General features: G+C 59.7%; 11 protein-coding genes. 8 read left to right on the top strand and 3 right to left on the bottom strand.

Annotated features, from left to right (window positions below):
• The first annotated feature begins 243 nt into the window (after positions 1–243).
• The 8 genes from PG896_RS01825 (at position 244) to rmf (ending at position 13471) form a co-directional block, all read left to right on the top strand.
• On the top strand, positions 244–5106 hold the full coding sequence (locus PG896_RS01825) for an NAD-glutamate dehydrogenase (RefSeq protein ID WP_270835330.1): 4863 nt from the start codon (positions 244–246) through the stop codon (positions 5104–5106).
• Between the two features lie 47 nt (positions 5107–5153).
• Positions 5154–6164, top strand: coding sequence for a quinone-dependent dihydroorotate dehydrogenase (gene pyrD / locus PG896_RS01820; RefSeq protein WP_039040791.1), 1011 nt, complete (start codon positions 5154–5156; stop codon positions 6162–6164).
• An 85-nt stretch (positions 6165–6249) separates the two neighbouring features.
• Complete coding sequence (locus tag PG896_RS01815; RefSeq protein WP_041211431.1) at positions 6250–6786, top strand: cell division protein ZapC; 537 nt, start codon at positions 6250–6252, stop codon at positions 6784–6786.
• A gap of 308 nt (positions 6787–7094) precedes the next feature.
• Complete coding sequence (gene rlmKL / locus PG896_RS01810; RefSeq protein ID WP_162726567.1) at positions 7095–9266, top strand: bifunctional 23S rRNA (guanine(2069)-N(7))-methyltransferase RlmK/23S rRNA (guanine(2445)-N(2))-methyltransferase RlmL; 2172 nt, start codon at positions 7095–7097, stop codon at positions 9264–9266.
• Complete coding sequence (locus PG896_RS01805) at positions 9266–9493, top strand: glutaredoxin family protein (protein ID WP_102948506.1); 228 nt, start codon at positions 9266–9268, stop codon at positions 9491–9493. The genes rlmKL and PG896_RS01805 overlap by 1 nt, the downstream gene beginning before the upstream one ends.
• A gap of 72 nt (positions 9494–9565) precedes the next feature.
• The gene (uup, locus tag PG896_RS01800) at positions 9566–11476 is read left to right on the top strand and encodes an ATP-binding cassette ATPase Uup (RefSeq protein WP_029314544.1); all 1911 of its coding nucleotides are present in this window, start codon (positions 9566–9568) and stop codon (positions 11474–11476) included.
• An 8-nt stretch (positions 11477–11484) separates the two neighbouring features.
• A complete protein-coding gene (locus tag PG896_RS01795; protein WP_053288446.1) occupies positions 11485–13134 on the top strand; it encodes a DUF3466 family protein in 1650 nt (549 codons plus the stop codon).
• Positions 13135–13291: 157 nt separating this feature from the next.
• On the top strand, positions 13292–13471 hold the full coding sequence (gene rmf, locus PG896_RS01790; RefSeq protein ID WP_005315693.1) for a ribosome modulation factor: 180 nt from the start codon (positions 13292–13294) through the stop codon (positions 13469–13471).
• Between the two features lie 80 nt (positions 13472–13551).
• On the opposite strand, the gene fabA is transcribed toward rmf, so the two are convergent.
• The 3 genes from fabA to PG896_RS01775 all read right to left on the bottom strand — a co-directional run bounded on the left by fabA (position 13552) and on the right by PG896_RS01775 (position 17673).
• Positions 13552–14112 carry a 3-hydroxyacyl-[acyl-carrier-protein] dehydratase FabA gene (fabA, locus tag PG896_RS01785; protein WP_010674758.1) on the bottom strand — a complete coding sequence of 187 codons (561 nt, stop codon included), beginning with the start codon at positions 14110–14112 and terminating at the stop codon, positions 13552–13554.
• A gap of 78 nt (positions 14113–14190) precedes the next feature.
• On the bottom strand, positions 14191–16170 hold the full coding sequence (locus PG896_RS01780) for a Lon protease family protein (RefSeq protein ID WP_102948504.1): 1980 nt from the start codon (positions 16168–16170) through the stop codon (positions 14191–14193).
• Positions 16171–16377: 207 nt separating this feature from the next.
• Positions 16378–17673, bottom strand: a complete 1296-nt coding sequence (locus PG896_RS01775; RefSeq protein ID WP_041201615.1) for a tyrosine-type recombinase/integrase — start codon at positions 17671–17673, stop codon at positions 16378–16380.
• Positions 17674–17947: the final 274 nt, after the last annotated feature.

The raw sequence follows: 17947 nt of genomic DNA, 5'->3' as shown, positions 1-17947 counted from the left end.
TGCTTTAAGTCACTATCTATCCGGCAAATGGCGCGGCATCCAGTGGGATTTTCTGAATTTTGCCAACTTGGCAAAATTTATCACAACCCAAGCCGTGATCTGTCCCTTGTTTTTAACATCCCGTTATCACCTTTGCTCGCCTTCCTTGATCCAAGCCATTACACTTCGCTGCAACTCTGTACCGGTGGGCATCCTGGGTGGATGTCGCCGTGTCTGTGATGTCGTCCGATAAGGAAACTAGCAATGGCATTGAAAGACGCCCCTACCTCCGTTCTGCTCGAAAACGTTCTCAGTCTGATCCACCAGAAATTGCCGAAAAACAGTGCCTCCCTGGTCGAATGTTTCGTTGCCAAGTTCTACGGCAACATGGCCAGCACTGATCTGCATGACCGCAATGACAGCGATCTCTATGGCGCCGCCCTCAGTCTGTGGAATGCCCTCAACCACCGTACCGGCATCGAGCCCTATATCCGGGTCTACAACCCCGAGCTGACCCGCCACGGATGGCAGTCTCCCCATACCATCGTCGAGATCATCCTGCAGGATTCCCCCTTCCTGGTGGACTCCATCCGCATGGCCCTCAAGCGTCTCAATATCACCGCCCACATGATGCTGCACCAGCCGCTGCACCTGATCCGCGGCGAAGGCGGCAAGATTGGCGCCATCCTGGATCTGGACAACACCGCAGAGCAGACCTCGGTGGAAACCGCCTTCCTCATCGAAATCGATCACCTGACCGGTGAAGAGGAGATGGACGCCCTGACTGCCGAGCTCAACTCGGTGGCGCGGGAAGTGGCCCTGGCGGTGGGAGACTGGCAGCCCATGCTGACGCGCCTGAACGAGATCATCGAGGAGCTGCCCAAACGCAAGAACCCGGTCAGCCAGGCCGAGGTGGACTCCTGCGTCGCCTTCCTCAAATGGGTGGCCGCCCACAACTTCACCCTGATGGGTTATCGTCGCTACGACGTCAAGGCGGTGGAGGGGGATCACGAGATCCTGCCGCAGCCCGAGTCCAGCCTGGGGCTGATGAAGAACTCCATCAAGGACGAAGGCCAGCGCCTCGGCACCATGCCCGCCAGCGCCCGTCACGCGGCCCTCAGTTCCGACTTGCTGATCCTCACCAAGTCCAACAGCAAGTCCCGGGTGCATCGTCCGGCCTATGTGGATTACATCGGCATCAAGCGCTTCGACGAGCACGGCAAGGTGGTGGGAGAGGATCGCTTCATCGGCCTGTATGCCTCCTCCATCTACAACACCAGTGCGACCCAGATCCCCCTCATCAGCCACCGCCTCGAGCGCATCATGGCCGCCTCCGGCTTTGAATCGGGCTCTCATGCCTACAAGGCGCTGCTGAACGTGCTGGAAACCTACCCGCGCGACGAGCTGATCCAGGCCCGTGAAGAGGAGCTGCTGGCCACCGGTCTCGGCGTGCTGGAGATGCAGGAGCGGGACATGCTGCGCCTGTTCGTGCGCCGCGACGTCTACGGCCGCTTCTTCTCCTGCATGGTCTATGTCACCAAGGAGCGCTACAACACGGCGCTGCGGGTCAAGACCCAGCAGATTTTGCAGAAATATTTTGGCAGCAGCATCGATGTGGAGTTCAACGTCTACTTCACCGAGGGCGTGCTGGCACGGACTCACTACATAGTGCGGGTCAACAACAACAACGTGGATGTGGATGTGAACGAAGTACAGAACAACCTGATTGAAGCGGCCCGCAGCTGGGATGACCGCCTGGATTCCGTGCTGCTTTCCCACTATGGCGAGGCCCGCGGTAACGAGCTGCGCCGCCGTTTCAGCACCGCCTTCCCCCGTGCCTACAAGGAAGATGTGCTGCCGGGCTCTGCCGTCGCGGACATCATGGCCCTGGATGGATTGAGCGAGGCCGAGCCGCTTGGCATGCTGTTCTACCGCGCCCAGGAGGAGGAGAACGATCGCCGGGTACGCCTCAAGCTGTTCCACCGAAGCGAACCCATCCACCTCTCCGACGTCCTGCCCATGCTGGAAAACATGGGACTGCGCGTCATCGGCGAGACCCCGTATCAGGTACGGACCCCCACCGGCGAGGTGTTCTGGATCCTCGATTTCTCCATGCTGCTGCGGGGCGAGCAACCGTTCGATCTGGAGCAGAGCCAGCAGCGCTTCCAGCAGGCCTTCGCCGCCATCTGGAACAAGACCCTGGAAGATGACGGCTTCAACCGTCTGGTGCTGGGGGCCGGCCTCACCGGTCGTCAGGTATCCGTGCTGCGGGCCTATGCCAAATACATGCGCCAGACCGGCGTCTCCTTCAGTCAGTCCTATATCGAGGAGACCCTGACCCGTTATCCGGATATCGCAGAGCTGCTGTTCACTCTGTTCGAACAGCGTCTGGATCCGGCCGGCAAGCAGGACGCCAAGGTGCCATCGCAAGATGCCAAGGCATCCGCCAAGCTGCATGAGCAGCTCGCCGCCAAGCTGGATCAGGTCGCCAACCTGGATGACGATCGCATCATTCGCCGCTATGTGGAGATGATCGACGCCACCCTGCGCACCAACTACTACCAGCTGGACAAGGCGGGCAACATCAAGCCCTACATCTCCTTCAAGCTGGCCCCCTCCAGCATCACCGACATGCCGCTGCCGCTGCCGAAGTTCGAGATCTTCGTCTACTCCCCGCGAGTGGAAGGGGTACACCTGCGCTGGGGCAAGGTGGCCCGTGGCGGCCTGCGCTGGTCCGATCGCAAGGAGGACTTCCGCACCGAAGTGCTGGGTCTGGTGAAAGCCCAGCAGGTGAAGAACACCGTCATTGTGCCGGTGGGCGCCAAGGGCGGCTTCTATTGCAAGCAGATGCCGGCAGGCGCCCCCCGTGCCGTCATCCAGGAGGAGGGCAAGGCCTGCTACCGTCTGTTCATCCGCGGCCTGCTCGATGTGACCGACAACATCATCGGCGGCGAGGTGATCCCGCCAAAATCCGTGGTGCGTCACGACGAGGATGACTACTACCTGGTAGTGGCGGCCGACAAGGGCACCGCCACCTTCTCCGACATCGCCAACGAGATAAGCCTCGAATACGGCCACTGGCTCGGCGATGCGTTTGCCTCCGGCGGCTCGGTGGGCTATGACCACAAAAAGATGGGCATCACCGCCCGCGGCGCCTGGGAATCGGTCAAGCGCCACTTCCGTGAGATTGGCATCAACTGCCAGACCACCGACTTCACCTGCGTGGGTATTGGGGACATGGCCGGCGACGTGTTCGGCAACGGCATGCTGCTCTCCGAGCACATCCAGCTGGTGGGCGCCTTCAACCACATGCACATCTTCGTCGACCCGACCCCGGATGCGGCCAGGAGCTTCGTCGAGCGCAAGCGCCTGTTCGAGCTGCCGGGCTCGAGCTGGGATGACTACAACCGTGAGCTCATCTCCAAGGGGGGCGGCATCTTCCTGCGCTCGGCCAAGTCCATCAAGCTGAGCCCCGAGATGCAGACCCTGCTCGGCACTGACAAGGCCAGCATGGCGCCGAACGAGCTGATCAAGGCCCTGCTCTGTCTGAACGTGGACCTGCTCTGGAACGGCGGCATCGGCACCTATGTGAAGAGCGCCCGCGAGAGCGACGCCGACGTCGGGGATCGCAGCAACGACGTGCTGCGGGTCAATGGTCGTGACCTGCGTGCCCGCATCGTGGGCGAGGGTGGCAATCTTGGCTTCACCCAGCTTGGCCGGGTGGAGTACGCGAGCCAGGGTGGTCGCATCAACACCGACTTCACCGACAACGTGGGCGGGGTGGATTGCTCCGACAACGAGGTCAACATCAAGATCCTGCTCAACCAACTGGTGGCCGCCGGGGATCTGACTCTCAAGCAGCGCAACCAGATGCTCTACGATATGACGGATGCGGTGGCCCAGGTGGTCATCACCAACGCCTATCGCCAGTCACAATCCATCTCGGTGACCGCCTTCCGTGGTGCTGAGCAGCTGAAAGAGCAGCAGCGCTTCATCCAGGGGCTGGAGCGGGAAGGCAAGCTGGACCGGGCGCTCGAGTTCCTCCCCTCCGACGAGGAGCTCTCCGAGCGGATGGCGGCAGGGCAGGGGCTGACCCGTCCCGAGCTGGCGGTGCTGGTGGCCTACGGCAAGATGGTGCTCAAAGAGCAGCTCAACTGCCCGGAAGTAACCGAAGAGCCCTTCCTCGCCAACATGCTGGTCACCAGTTTCCCGACCCAGTTGCAGCAGCAATTTGGCGCTGCCCTGGCCCAGCACCCGCTGCGAGGCGAGATCATCGCGACCCGGGTGGCCAACATGCTGGTCAACGACATGGGGCTCAACTTCGCCAGCCGGATGAAGGACGAGACCGGTGCCTCGGTGGCGGAAGTGGTCTGCTGCTTCGCCATGGCCCGGGAAGTGTTCGGCCTCGGCGCCCTGTGGCGTGACATCGAAGGGTGTGACAACGGGGTGGATGCCCAGACCCAGCTCGAGCTGATGTTCTACAGCCGCCGCATCGTACGCCGCGCCACCCGCTGGTTCCTGCGCGCCCGCAACCGCAGCTGGAGCATCGGCGAGAACATCGCCTTCTTCCGCCCGGCCTTCGAGACCCTGAGTCAGCACCTTTATGAGGTAATGGACGAGAGCGAAGTGGCCGAACACAGCCAGGCGGTCGCCGCCCTGATGGAGAAACAGGTGCCGGAGGCCATCGCCCGTCGCGTGGCCCACATGAGCAGCCTCTTCTCCTGCCTGGATCTGGCGCAGATTGCCGCGGAGCACAAGACCGACATCCTGCGGGTTGCCAACGTCTACTACCGCCTGGGTGCCAAGCTGGATCTGCACTGGTTCCTCGAACAGATCAACCATCAGCCGGTGGGCAACCACTGGCAGGCGATGGCGCGGGCCTCCTTCCGCGAAGATCTGGACTGGCAGCAACGCAGCCTCACCTCCGTGGTACTGGAAGGGTGCAAAGAGCAGGGGGAATGCGCTACCATACTGGCCGACTGGATTTCGGAGCATGAGCAACTCTTGTCCCGTTGGACCCACATGTTGGCCGACTTCAAGACCACGAGCACGCACGAGTTCGCCAAGTTCTCGGTGGCCTTGCGAGAGTTGAACCTGCTCCAGTTGAATTGCCGAACCTCGGCATAACCCCAAAAGCCCCGGCCAGTTGCCGGGGCTTTTTTTAAGGAGCAAGCATGCTGTACCCACTCGCCAGGCATTTCCTGTTCAAACTCAATCCGGAGCAGGCTCACGATCTCTCCATCAAATATTTGCCCCGCCTTCTCGGTACCCCGCTTGATTGTTTCTTCCGCCATTCTCTGCCCAAACGCCCCGTCACCGTCATGGGGCTTAATTTTGCCAATCCGGTGGGGTTGGCCGCCGGTCTGGATAAAGACGGGGAGTGCATCGATGCCTTCGGCGCCATGGGGTTCGGTTTCATCGAGGTCGGTACCGTGACCCCCAGACCCCAGAGCGGCAATGACAAGCCTCGTCTCTTCCGGGTGATCCCGGCCGAGGGGATCATCAATCGCATGGGATTCAACAACAAGGGAGTCGATCACCTAGTGGCCAAGGTGAAAGAGGCCAAATATCAGGGAGTGATCGGCATCAATATCGGCAAGAACAAGGACACCCCCATCGAGCAGGGCAAGGATGATTACCTTCTCTGCATGGACAAGGTGTATGACCACGCCGGTTATATTGCGGTCAATATTTCCTCGCCAAACACCCCGGGTCTGCGTCAATTGCAATATGGCGATGCACTGGATGAACTGCTGGCCGCATTGAAACAGCGTCAACAGGAGCTGGCCGAGAAATATAAAAAGTATGTGCCGCTGGCCGTGAAAATTGCCCCGGATCTGTCACTCGATGAAATAGATCAGGTAGCCGCCTCTTTGATCAAGAACCGTATTGACGGTGTCATCGCCACCAATACCACTCTGGAGCGGGAGATGATATATGACATGCCCCATGCCGCAGAGGCTGGCGGGCTCAGCGGTCGTCCGCTCCAGCACAAGAGCACCGAGGTGATTCGCCACCTGGCCAAGGCCCTCGACGGCGCCCTGCCCATTATCGGTGTGGGTGGTATCGACAGCGCCATGGCGGCTCGGGAAAAACTGGCAGCGGGTGCCAGTCTTGTCCAGATTTACAGCGGCTTTATTTATAAAGGGCCGAGTCTGGTCAAAGAGATCGTTACCCATATTTAAAAAATAACCGGTTGCCCTTATTTAACGTTGCTCAAATTCTCGACATGGAATAAAGTCGAGGGACGGCTTAGATAAGGGCACCACCATGTGTATTCAACCCAATGACAATTGGCAGTGGCATTATGACGCTCAGGATGATCGCCTGATGCTGGATTTGTCCGATCGCATGATATTTGCCACCGAATATAAAGGTCGACAACTTGTTCCCTGTTCTTTCACCACCCAGCCTTTTTGTGTGGATGATGCCGCCCTCTATTACCAGTTGATGGACAAGGCCGCTGAACTCGACTGGAGTACGCCCCACCAGGTCCAGCTGGTCCTCAATGCCATCGCCGTCAGCCGTTTTTATAAACCCCTGATGCCGCAAAGCTGGTTCTTTCATGAACAGCAGGCTCATGTTATTCCAGAGATGGGATCCCTGGTGTGGATGGATACTCCCCACGGTCGGGGGGAATTCATGGTCATCGAAGCCGGCGATCAGGCGAGCGTTTGCCTGAACCTGACCGACGAACTGGTGCTGACCAACAGCAAGACGCTGCCGCGCTTTGCCGTGATCAAGGTGATGAATAACCGGATGCAAGCCAGAGTCCGGGCACAGACACAATATCGGGAAGTGGGCTGACGATGGGGCCGTTATATGGCGACGAATAAGTCTGTTATAGGCCTGCTATATTGGTCTGATATTTAAGCGCACAGTCTCTCTCTTGTTCCATTATTTGTCTTTTTCCTTCGTCTGGTCGTCACGACCATTTTCTGCCTGGTCCTGGCAAGATTTTCGAATTCTTTACGAATGTGATGGTAGACAGCTGCCAGCCAAGAGCGGGATCCTGTCGCCCGCAAGGGGGGAGGGGAGAGTCTGCCGCGCCTCTTGCCGTTTATATGGCGCCTTTGTCCAAGGTTCGAGTGCCGAGCGCGGGCCGATAAGGTATAATGCGGCACTATTTTTATGGCATCCCCGTGAGCGTGATGAAAGAATTTTTTGCAACCTGCCCCAAGGGGCTGGAAAACCTGCTGGCCGTCGAGCTGACCAATCTGGGTGCGGAGCAGGTCCGTGAGACCGTGGCCGGCGTCCACTTCAAGGGCGAACTGGCCATCGGCTACAAGGCCTGTCTGTGGAGCCGCTTTGCCTCCCGTATCGTGCTGGTGCTCTCCGAGTTCCAGATGAACGACGATCTGGACCTCTACCTCGGGGCTCATACCATTCCCTGGGAGGAGCACTTCTCCGGTACCGCCACCATCGCGGTGGACTTTACCGGTACCAACGCCTCCATTCGCAATACCCAGTACGGCGCCCTGAAGATCAAGGACGCCATCGTCGATCGCTTCACCAAGCGCGGCCACGTGCGCCCGGATGTGGACAAGAAGTCTCCGGACATTCGCATCATGGCGCACCTTGGCAAAGGCAAGGCCAATATCACGCTGGACTTGTCAGGCCCGGCGCTGCACCAGCGCTTCTATCGCCAGGGCACCGGCGAGGCGCCCCTCAAAGAGAACCTGGCTGCGGCCATGATTGCCCGCAGCGGCTGGGCTGGCGAGCCCATGATGGACCCCATGTGCGGCTCCGGTACCCTGCTGATTGAAGCGGCCTTCATCGTTGCCGACATGGCGCCTGCGCTGCGCCGTGAGCGCTTCGGTTTCGATCGCTGGCTGCAACACGATGGTGAACTGTGGCAGAGTCTGATGATGGAAGCCCAGGTGCGTGCCAAGCGCGGCATGCAGCGCTGCGAGGTGAAACTGTTCGGTTGCGATGCGGATACCCGGGTCCTGATGAAGGCCCGTGACAACGCCAAGGCCGCCGGCGTGGCCCATCTCATTACCTTCAAGCAGGCCGATGTCACCAAGCTGGAAAATCCGCTGCCGATGCCGGCTGTGGAAGGAGAGAGCCGTCAGGTCGGCATGCTCATCTCCAACCCGCCCTATGGCGAGCGTCTCGGTGAATTCCCGGCGTTGCTGGAAGTGCATCAGGCCCTTGGCGATGCCCTGCGCCGCGGCTTCCAGGGGTGGAAGGTCACCATTCTCTCCGCCTCTCCCGAACTCCTGAGCTGCCTGCGCTTGCGTGCCGACAAGCAGTATCGCCTGTTCAACGGCGCCCTCGAGTGCCAGCTGCGCAACTATCAGATCGCCCTCGATGCCGTCGCTTCCCAGAAAGAGGTGGCCCAGGACTTTGCCAACCGTCTGCGCAAGAATCTGAAGACCCTCGAGAAATGGGCGAGCAAGGAGAACCTCGATTGCTACCGCCTCTATGACGCGGACTTGCCGGAGTACAACGCTGCCATCGACCGCTATCAGGATTATCTGGTGGTACAGGAGTACGCGGCGCCCAAGGACATTCCCGCCCAGAAGACCCGCCAGCGTCTGCTGGACATGGTGCAGGCCGCCATCAAGGTGACCGGCATGGACGGCGAGAAGGTGATCCTGAAGGTGCGCGAGCGCCAGGAAGGCAAACAGCAGTACCAGAAGCTCTCCGAAGAGCAGCACCGGATGGAGGTTCAGGAGTACGGTGCACGCCTCTGGGTCAACCTCTACGACTATCTGGACACCGGCCTCTTCCTCGACCATCGCCAGACCCGCCGCATGCTGGGCCAGATGGCTCGGGGCAAGCGCTTCCTGAACCTCTTCGCCTACACCGGCAGTGCCACCGTGCACGCGGGGCTCGGCGGCGCCCGCGAAACCACCACGGTGGACATGTCGCGCACCTACCTCAACTGGGCCCAGGACAACATGCGCCTCAACTCGCTGGTGGGCCGCGAGCACAAGTTCGTGCAGGCGGACTGCCTGAAGTGGCTCTCCGAGGCGGACGAACAGTACGACCTCATCTTCATCGATCCGCCCACCTTCTCCAACTCCAAGCGGATGGACGAGAGCTTCGACGTGCAGCGGGATCACCTGCTGTTGATGCAGCACCTCAAGCGCCTGCTCGCGGCGGACGGCACCCTGGTCTTCTCCAACAACAAGCGCCACTTCAAGATGGACTTGGCCGGCCTTGACGCCATCGGTCTCAAGGCGCAGAACATCACGAACAAGACCCGGCCCAAGGACTTCGAGCGCAACCAGCATATCCACAACTGCTGGATCATCACCCACGCCGAGGCACAAGGCTGATGCTGACCCTGTTTCACACCGACGGCTGCCACCTGTGCGAACAGGCGTGGACGCTGGTGGAACAGGCCGGGATGGCCGCGCAGACCCGCCGTTGCGACATCCTGGAGGAGGAGGCCTGGCTCGAGGCTTACCGGGTGCGCATCCCGGTGCTGCAAGACAGTGCCGGCCGGGAGCTGGGCTGGCCTTTTACCCTGGGGGAGCTGCAAGGCTGGCTGGTACAGGGGTGAGCAGGATTTGACGACAAAACGGGGGCAGACTCACGCTGCCGCCCGTTTTTTCATAAGCAACAAGGAACAAACATGGCTCTTTTGACATTGCACGGCGCGTCCCTGTCGTTCAGTGATTTTCCGCTGCTCGACCATGCCGAGCTCACCATAGAGCGGGGCGAGCGCCTCTGTCTGGTGGGTCGCAACGGGGCGGGCAAGTCTACCCTGATGAAGGTGATTGCCAGCGAACTGCCGCTGGACGACGGCCGTCTGGTGTTGCAACAAGATTTGAAAGTGACCCGCCTCGAGCAGGATCCGCCCGCCTCGAGCGAGATCACCGTGTTCGATTACGCCGCAGAAGGGCTGGCCGGGGTAGGGGAGCTGCTCAAGCAGTACCACCATGTCTCCCACGCCCTGGCGCACGACCCTTCCGATGCCAACATTCGCACCATGAGCCAGTTGCAGGAGCAGCTCGACTATCAGAACGGCTGGCAGTACGAGACCCGCATCAATCAGGTGCTGACCCTGCTTGATCTCGACCCTGATGTGACGCTCGACAGTCTGTCTGGCGGCTGGCTGCGCAAGGTGGCTCTGGCCCGCGCCCTGGCGTGTGACCCGGATCTGTTGCTGCTGGACGAGCCGACCAACCACCTGGACATCGATGCCATCAACTGGCTGGAAGAGTTCCTCAAGGATTTTCGCGGCGCCATCGTCTTCATCTCCCACGACCGGGAGTTCATCCACAAGCTGGCGACCCGGATCATCGATCTCGATCGCGGCGTGATCACCTCCTGGCCCGGTAACTATGACGAATATCTGCAAGGCAAGGAGGAGTGGCTGCGGGTCGAGGAGCTGAAAAACGCCGAGTTTGACCGCAAGCTGGCCCAGGAAGAGGTATGGGTGCGCCAGGGGATCAAGGCGCGTCGTACCCGCAACGAGGGACGGGTGCGGGCCCTCAAGGCGATGCGCATGGAGCGCACCCAGCGCCGGGAACTGCAGGGCAAGGCCAAGCTGCAACTGGACGAGGCGGGCCGCTCCGGCAAGCTGGTGTTCGAGACCGAGGGGCTGGGGCTGGACTTTGGTGATCGCACCCTGTTCCAGGGACTGGATCTGCAGGTGCTGCGCGGGGACAAGATTGCTCTGGTGGGCCCCAACGGCTGCGGCAAGTCGACCCTGATCAAGCTGCTGATGGGTCAGCTCGAGGCGAGCCGTGGCTCGGTGCGCCAGGGGACCAACCTGGAAGTGGCCTACTTCGATCAATATCGTGAGCAGCTCGACCCCGAGAAGACGGTGGTGGACAACGTGGGGGAGGGCAAGCAGGAGGTGATGGTTCGCGGCCGCTCCCGCCACATCCTCGGCTACCTGCAGGACTTCCTGTTCGAGCCCAAGCGGGCGCGCACCCCGGTCAAGGCCTTGTCAGGGGGCGAGAAAAACCGTCTACTGTTGGCCAAACTCTTCCTCAAGCCCAGTAACTTGTTGATTCTGGATGAACCAACCAACGACCTGGATGTCGAAACGCTGGAATTGCTGGAAGAGCTGCTCACCGATTACCCGGGGACCCTGCTGCTGGTCAGCCACGATCGCCGTTTCATCGACAATACCGTGACCGGCTGCTGGCTGTTTGAAGGGGATGGTCGGATCAGCGATTATGTCGGGGGCTACGCCGACATGATGGCCACACGAGCCCTGCAGGCCGCCCAACAGACGGCCAAGCCGGCCCCGGTCAAGGTGGCAGAGCCTGTCGCGTCGGCAGCGGAGCCTGCGAAAAAAACACGAAAACTCTCTTACAAGTTGCAACTGGAGCTGGATAATCTGCCAGCCCGGCTGGAACAGTTGGAAATGGAACTCGATGCCCTGCAGGCCGAGATTAACCACCCCGGTTTCTTCTCTCTGCCAGCAGAGCAGACCCAGCCCAAACTGGATGCATTGAATGCGGCAGAGGCCGCATTGGAACACGCCTTCTCCCGTTGGGAGGAGTTGGAAGCGTTGAAACATCAAGACTAAGGAAGTAGATGAAAAAGCAATTATCCATGCTGGCCATCCTGGTCGGCGCCAGCCTCAACGCGCAGGCGGCACAAAGCTCCTTTTTCACCATCGTCGATGACGAAGTCAAAGGCTATGCCAGCGGGATCAGCGGCGATGCCAACGGCCTCATCGGGCTCAACACCAAAAACAACATGGCGGAATACTTCTCCACCGTGCGGTTTGCCGACTTCCTGGTGGATCGTTTCCGTTTCGAGCAGGGTTGCATGCTCTCCAACTCGGTCTGCAACTCCTTCTGGAGCGACAACTCGGGCTTTGCCTACCAGTGGCGTCGCGACTTCCTGGACAAGGTGGATCAACGCAGCAACCTGGGCTACGTGACCAGCTCCGAGGTTGATGGCCTGGTGACGGCCCTCGGGGATGTCCCGGAGGATCGGGTCGGTTACAAGATGAATGGCAAGCTGCGCACCGCCTTTGCCGTGGTCAATGACGGCAACCCGGTCGAGCTCAAGGATGCGGCCAGCACCCACGGCCTGAGCGTACCCACTTCCATCAAGAAGCTGGACAACGGTCAGTATCTGGTGACCGGTACCGCGGCCAGCGACAAGTATCGCCACAAGGTGGGCGGTGACTTCTACAAGTGGTGTTTCGAGACGGGCAATGACAGCCAGTACGGTGACTTCCGCTACTGCCCCGGGGTCGATACCCAGGCGAGCTTCTGGCTGCTCAACAGCTCGGGCGGGTTCAACAAGTTGATGCAGGCCGGCACCTATGGCCATCAGCGTGACGAGGTGCTGCAAACCGCCTCTGCACTGGGCGTGGCCAAGTACAACGGCACCCTCTACGGCGTGGGCTACAGCTCCACCGGCGAGGTGGGCACCGGTGATCTGGATGGTCGCAACCTCGCCAGCTACTGGACCCTGGATACGGCTACCGGCACCGTGGGCACCACCAAGATCATCCCGCTGCCGGATGGCGAGCCTGGCAAGGACGATGCCAAGCTGCAACACAGCTGGGCCGTGGCCGTCAACGACAACGGCTACGTGATCGGCAACCAGCGCTATCGCATCAACAAGGGACAGAACCGCCCGGTGGAGATGTTCCTGTTCAACCTGAGCAAGCCGGGTACGGCGGCCAGCCTTCCTCTCCAGGACAAGCCGGTCTCGGGGGCAGGCTCGGAAGCGGCCGCCATCAACGAGCACAACATGGTGGTCGGCTGGCGCGACTCCCGCCATCAGACCCAACCAGTGGTCAATGGCACCAACCGCATGCAGGAAGCCTTCCTGCTGAACGCGGCCGCCCCGGCCAACAGCTGGTATCTGAACGATCTCATCTGTGGCAAGGATGACGCCGGCAACAAGCAGTGTGCCCAGAACGGCAAGTACTATCACATCGCTTACGCCAGCGGCATCAGCAGCGACGGCACCATTGCCGCGACGGCGTATCGCTATGACAGCGAGAGCGACCTCAACAAACGCGCCAACGCCACCGTGGTCGCCGTCAAACTGACGCCGGCCGTGGCGGATTATCAGGGCAATGCCCCGGCCAGCTATGTGGTCAGCAATGCGCCGGTCAACAACCAGACCGGTCAGGATGGTGGCGAGGGCGGTGGCGGCAGCCTGTTCTGGTTGACTCTGCTGGCGCTGCCCTTTGCCTGGCTGCGTCGCTATCAGCGATAAATAAGTGTCATCAAAAATTAATGCAGTTCAGTATCTTGTGTCACAACCCCTGAATAGCATGGAATTTTTTGTTTGACCCTGCCTCCCCCCTGGGGTAAAAATGAAGGCGACCGGTGAAAAACTGGTCGCTTTTTTTGTTCCACGAAGAGGGTCGTAGATGATGAAGAGACAGAAACGGGACCGTCTGGAGAGAGCTCGCGCTCGTGGTTATCAGGCTGGCGTAGTCGGCAAACAGAAAGAAGCGTGTCCGTACCAGTGCCTGGATGCAAGGGGCCATTGGCTTGGTGGTTGGCGCGATGCCATGGAAGGGCGAGGCTCAGGCCTCTTCATGAAGTAACCGATACTTCATCACTCATTACAAAAGGAAAGGGGCCATCGTGGCCCCTTTACGTTGTCTCTGCTCACCCAGGAGCAGGATCAGAATGCGGTGGTGTCTTTGAACAGGCCCACTTTCAGATCGGTGGCGCTGTAGATGGGGCGACCATCCACTTCCACGACGCCATCGGCAATGCCCATGACCAGTTTGCGGTTGATGACGCGCTTGAAGGTGATCTTGTAGGTGACCTTCTTGGCCGTCGGCAGGATCTGGCCGGTGAACTTGACTTCACCGACACCCAGCGCACGTCCTTTGCCAGGACCCCCTTTCCAGCCCAGGAAGAAGCCGACCAGTTGCCACATGGCATCCAGGCCCAGGCAGCCGGGCATGACGGGATCGCCGGGGAAGTGGCAGTCGAAGAACCAGAGATCCGGCGTAATATCGAGTTCAGCCAGGATTTCACCCTTGCCGTGCTCGCCGCCATGGTCGTTGATCTTGACGATGCGATCCATCATCAGCATGTTGGGGGCGGGCAGCTGGCTGTTACCTTCACCAAATAATTCGCCACGGCTGCAGGCAAGCAACTCTTCACGGGTAAAGGACTCTTTGCCTTGTTCGCACAGGGAGAGGCGGGGATCAGTGGTGTCGTTATCTAGGGTCACGCTGTTTATCCTTCATATGGGTCAAAGCCGGGCCAATTTAGCTTACAGCTGTTCGCTAAACAACTCCGATCACTTCATTTAACGGCCAAGCAGCCGATCCAGCAGGCTGCGCAGCAGGCCGCCACTCTTGGTTGCCGTGCCATTGAGTTCGTCAAGTCTCTCCTGGATGCGACCAAACAGGGTATCCGGCATGTCCGGTTCGCCAGCAACGCAGCCGGTGAGCAGCTCGATAGCCTCTTCCACGTGATCCACCGGGTGGATGTGGAACTGGCCGGCCTCTACTGCCGCGATCACTTCATCAGAGAGGTTGAGCTGCTGGGCGTTGGTGCCGGGCAGCAGAATGCCTTGCTTGCCGGTGAGACCGTGGATCTTGCACACCCGGAAGAAGCCCTCAATCTTCTCGTTCACGCCGCCAACGGCCTGCACATTGCCGAACTGGTCGACCGCACCGGTCACGGCGAAGTGCTGATAGATGGGCTGGCGGGCGAGGGCGGAGAGGAGGGCACACAGGCCGGTCAGGGAGGCGCTGTCACCATCGATCTCGTGGTATGACTGCTCGAACACCAGGTTGGCCGAGAGCGGCGAGGGGTTCTCTGCACCGAACTTGTTGGAGAGGTAGCCGTGGATGATCATCATGGCCTTGGCGTGAATGTGACCGGCGAGCTCCGCCTTGCGCTCGATGTCAGCCACATCGCCATCCCCGAGGTGGACGGTCGCGGTGAGGCGTACCGGCTCCCCGAAGTCATAGGGATGGCCGGCCACCTGGATGACGGAAAGGCCGTTGATCTGGCCAACCTCTTCACCGTCGGTCTGCAGCAGGATCTGGCCGTCGATGACACCCTGATCCGATTGCTCCACCAGATAGTTGAGGCGGTAATCCTGCTCTTCCAGGGCGAGCAGGATATGTTCGTCAGTGACGCAGGTCGCTTCCAGCTCGCGGGCCAGGCTGTCGGCCATGCGCATGATGGCGCCGAGCTGTACCTCGGAGAGGGATAGCCACTCCTGGTGGTCACACAGGCGGCTGGCATGGCGACAGAGGGCGAGGAGGGCACTTGGCGTGAAATCCAGCAGCGCCCAGCGCGCTCGCAGCCAGGCGAGATATTGCAGGAAGGCGGGGAGATCTTCCTCGATGTTCACTTCGGAGACCAGATCGGCACGCAGGAAGATGCGCTCCGCCATGTCCCTGTCCAGCATCTGGAATTCCGCCACGTCCAGCCTGTCACCGACCAGGATCAACTTGAACCGGATGGGGGTCGCTTCCGGGGTGAAGAACGGCGTCAGCGTCTTGCCTTCCTGATAGGCATTCCAGTCCAGCTCGCCTTTTTGCATGGCGTTTTTGAGCTTGAACCAGAGATGAGGCTGATCCAGCAGCTCATCGAGCTGAAGTATCAGGTAACCACCGTTGGCTTCCCGCAGCAGACCAGGTTCCAAAAGGTGCTGGTTGGCGTAAACGGAGCCTTGTTCCGTCTGATAGTTGATGGAGCCGAACAAGGTATCCCAGTTCAGGTCACGGCCGTAGACGACAGGGGCTTGCTGATCCTCATGATGGATCAGCAGGTTGATTAGCACCGGGTGCTGGAACTCGAGGCCCTGGGCGACATGGGCGGCCAGATCGGAGAGGAAATCCACGATCTTGGGGTCGTTGTTCTGTTTGCGGATGATCCGGGTGACCAGCCGCTCGGCGTCGAGATGGTGGCTCATCAGCTTGAGCAGCTCACCGACCATTTCGCAGAACTCGAAACCCGAGCCCGGTTGCAGGCGCAGCCAGATGGGCTTGAAAGGGTTGTTGAGATTCTCGGTATAACAGAGATCGAACAGGTCGCCATCCTTGCCATTCGAAGAGGCGATCAGGGTCTGGCAGACATTCTCGTAATCTGCACCGGGGAAACCGTTGAGGATCATGACCGGGCAGTCACCATCAAAACTGGCCAGCCGTTTGATACCCGAAATCGCTCTGGGTTGCAGGGCGGCAAACGGCATGGGGTCGAGTTCGCCAAGTGTGGGGAACTGCTCAATCGAGAAAGCGGGTTTTAATTGTTCTGATGTTAATTCAGCCACTTAAGACATCCGGTCGGGGATAGGATCAATTGCCACCATTATACACAGTTCGGTTGAGGGTGACAGAATACCAAGATATATCATTTAACATAATATACATTATGCGCAGTGTCGTATTTTATGAGTCCCAGGGCATAATCAATCAAGGATTGCCTTTAGGTCCCGTGTCTTGGTTATGAGTGCAGTTTTATTGTTCACCATTGGTTATCAGTCATATGTACGGTTCTGGTCGAGCAAGTGATCCAGCGGCTTGCGGCTGGCACTCTCGTGACGTTCCCGGTTGCCGGTGTGCAGGTACTTGGAGGTGGTGTCGATGCTGTCGTGTCCCGCATCGGCTTGTACGTGGGATAAAGGCCGGCCGTGCAGATTGATGTCATGGGTGATACCGGTATGGCGAATGGAGTGCGGCGTCAGGGTTCGCATTTCAGCGGCATCCTGATCAAAACCGTCTTGTTCGGCGAGGCTTGCGGCCTGTTCAAATACCGCCATTACCAGGTCTCGAAGCTGGCGGATACCCAGATTGGCATTGAGTTCGCCTTGTTCGCGGCCATGGGCCGCCGCCTTGTGGCGTACGAACAGCGGGGTCTGCTCGCCGGGGGCCGGCAGTGGCGAAAGGCCAAGAAAGGTACGATAGCGAGTCAGGGCTTCGAGCAGAGCCTGAGAAACGGCCACGGTGCGACGTTTACCGCCTTTGCTGCGGGGAATGTCATAACCCCAGACGCCCGTTTTGGCGTCACGTCGAAACTGGCCCATGACGGGGCTGAAACCCGGCCTGGCCGCCACCTCGGAAATCCGCAGATAACAGGCATACATCAGACAGATGAGAAAGCGGCTGCGCTCATGTTGTGCCGGGCATTCGGCAGCGAGCTGTTCGGCGGCTTGCATCACATAAGACCATTGCAGCTCAGTGAAGGATTGCGCGTCTTCACCAGCCTCCTGGGGGCCCGCACGTTTAACCCGCTGCAGCAGGAGAGCCGGATTGCGATCCATGTACTCCTCCTGGATGAGAAACTGGAAGAAGGCGGACAAAATGGCGAGTTTTGTCTTCATCGCCTGCTCACTCAGTCGATACGGTAGCTCCCGGCCCAGTTCCCGCTTGCCAAGAAACGGACGCCACAGGGGGTTTGGCAACCGTTCCCCCCACTCCTTGTCGAGCACGAACTGGGCGACGTTGCGGTAGGCAATCAGTCTGGACGGTGGCGCCTGGCAATAGTCGAGATAGCGCATCATGATGCGCCTGGTGAGATCCCTGGGGCTGATGGCCACCTCGCAAAAACACCAGTGCAAAAAAGTGGTCAGCTCACTGCGATAGGTCTTGTAGTTGTTTTCGCTGTGGCGCTGCTCCAGCAGCCAGTCGACGGCCAGCTCATACACGATCCCCGCGTCGGGGACTTTGCCAAGACTCAGGGTGGCGAGGTACTGGTTGACCTGGGGATTGCCCGCCTCAAGGTGGTCCACGCTATCGAACAGTGGCATGGCGGGTGGAAGTGCTGGATGAGTCATGATGGTGTGTGATGTCGGTTGAATGTTTTGAACGGGGCCGCACCCCCCTGATGCCGATAAATGGGGTTATCGGCATCAGGGGTTGCAGTGCGCCTTGGGGGCAACGACCTGAGGCATCTTGCTGTGATACCCCATGATAACGAGCAATCGGCATATTCAATAAATATGCGGTGTGGTTGGAAAATTCTCGGGGAAAAGAGGCGTGACAATGACTTAAGTTGCACTTTTCATGAATGAGAAAGTGGATTCTGCCTCACATCCCCTTCCCCGCCCT

The organism is Aeromonas sp. QDB30, from assembly GCF_027707645.1.
GTDB classification, from domain to species: Bacteria; Pseudomonadota; Gammaproteobacteria; order Enterobacterales; family Aeromonadaceae; genus Aeromonas; species Aeromonas caviae.
Note: the sequence above shows the minus strand (reverse complement) of the source record. Positions and strands in the feature narration are given on the sequence as shown.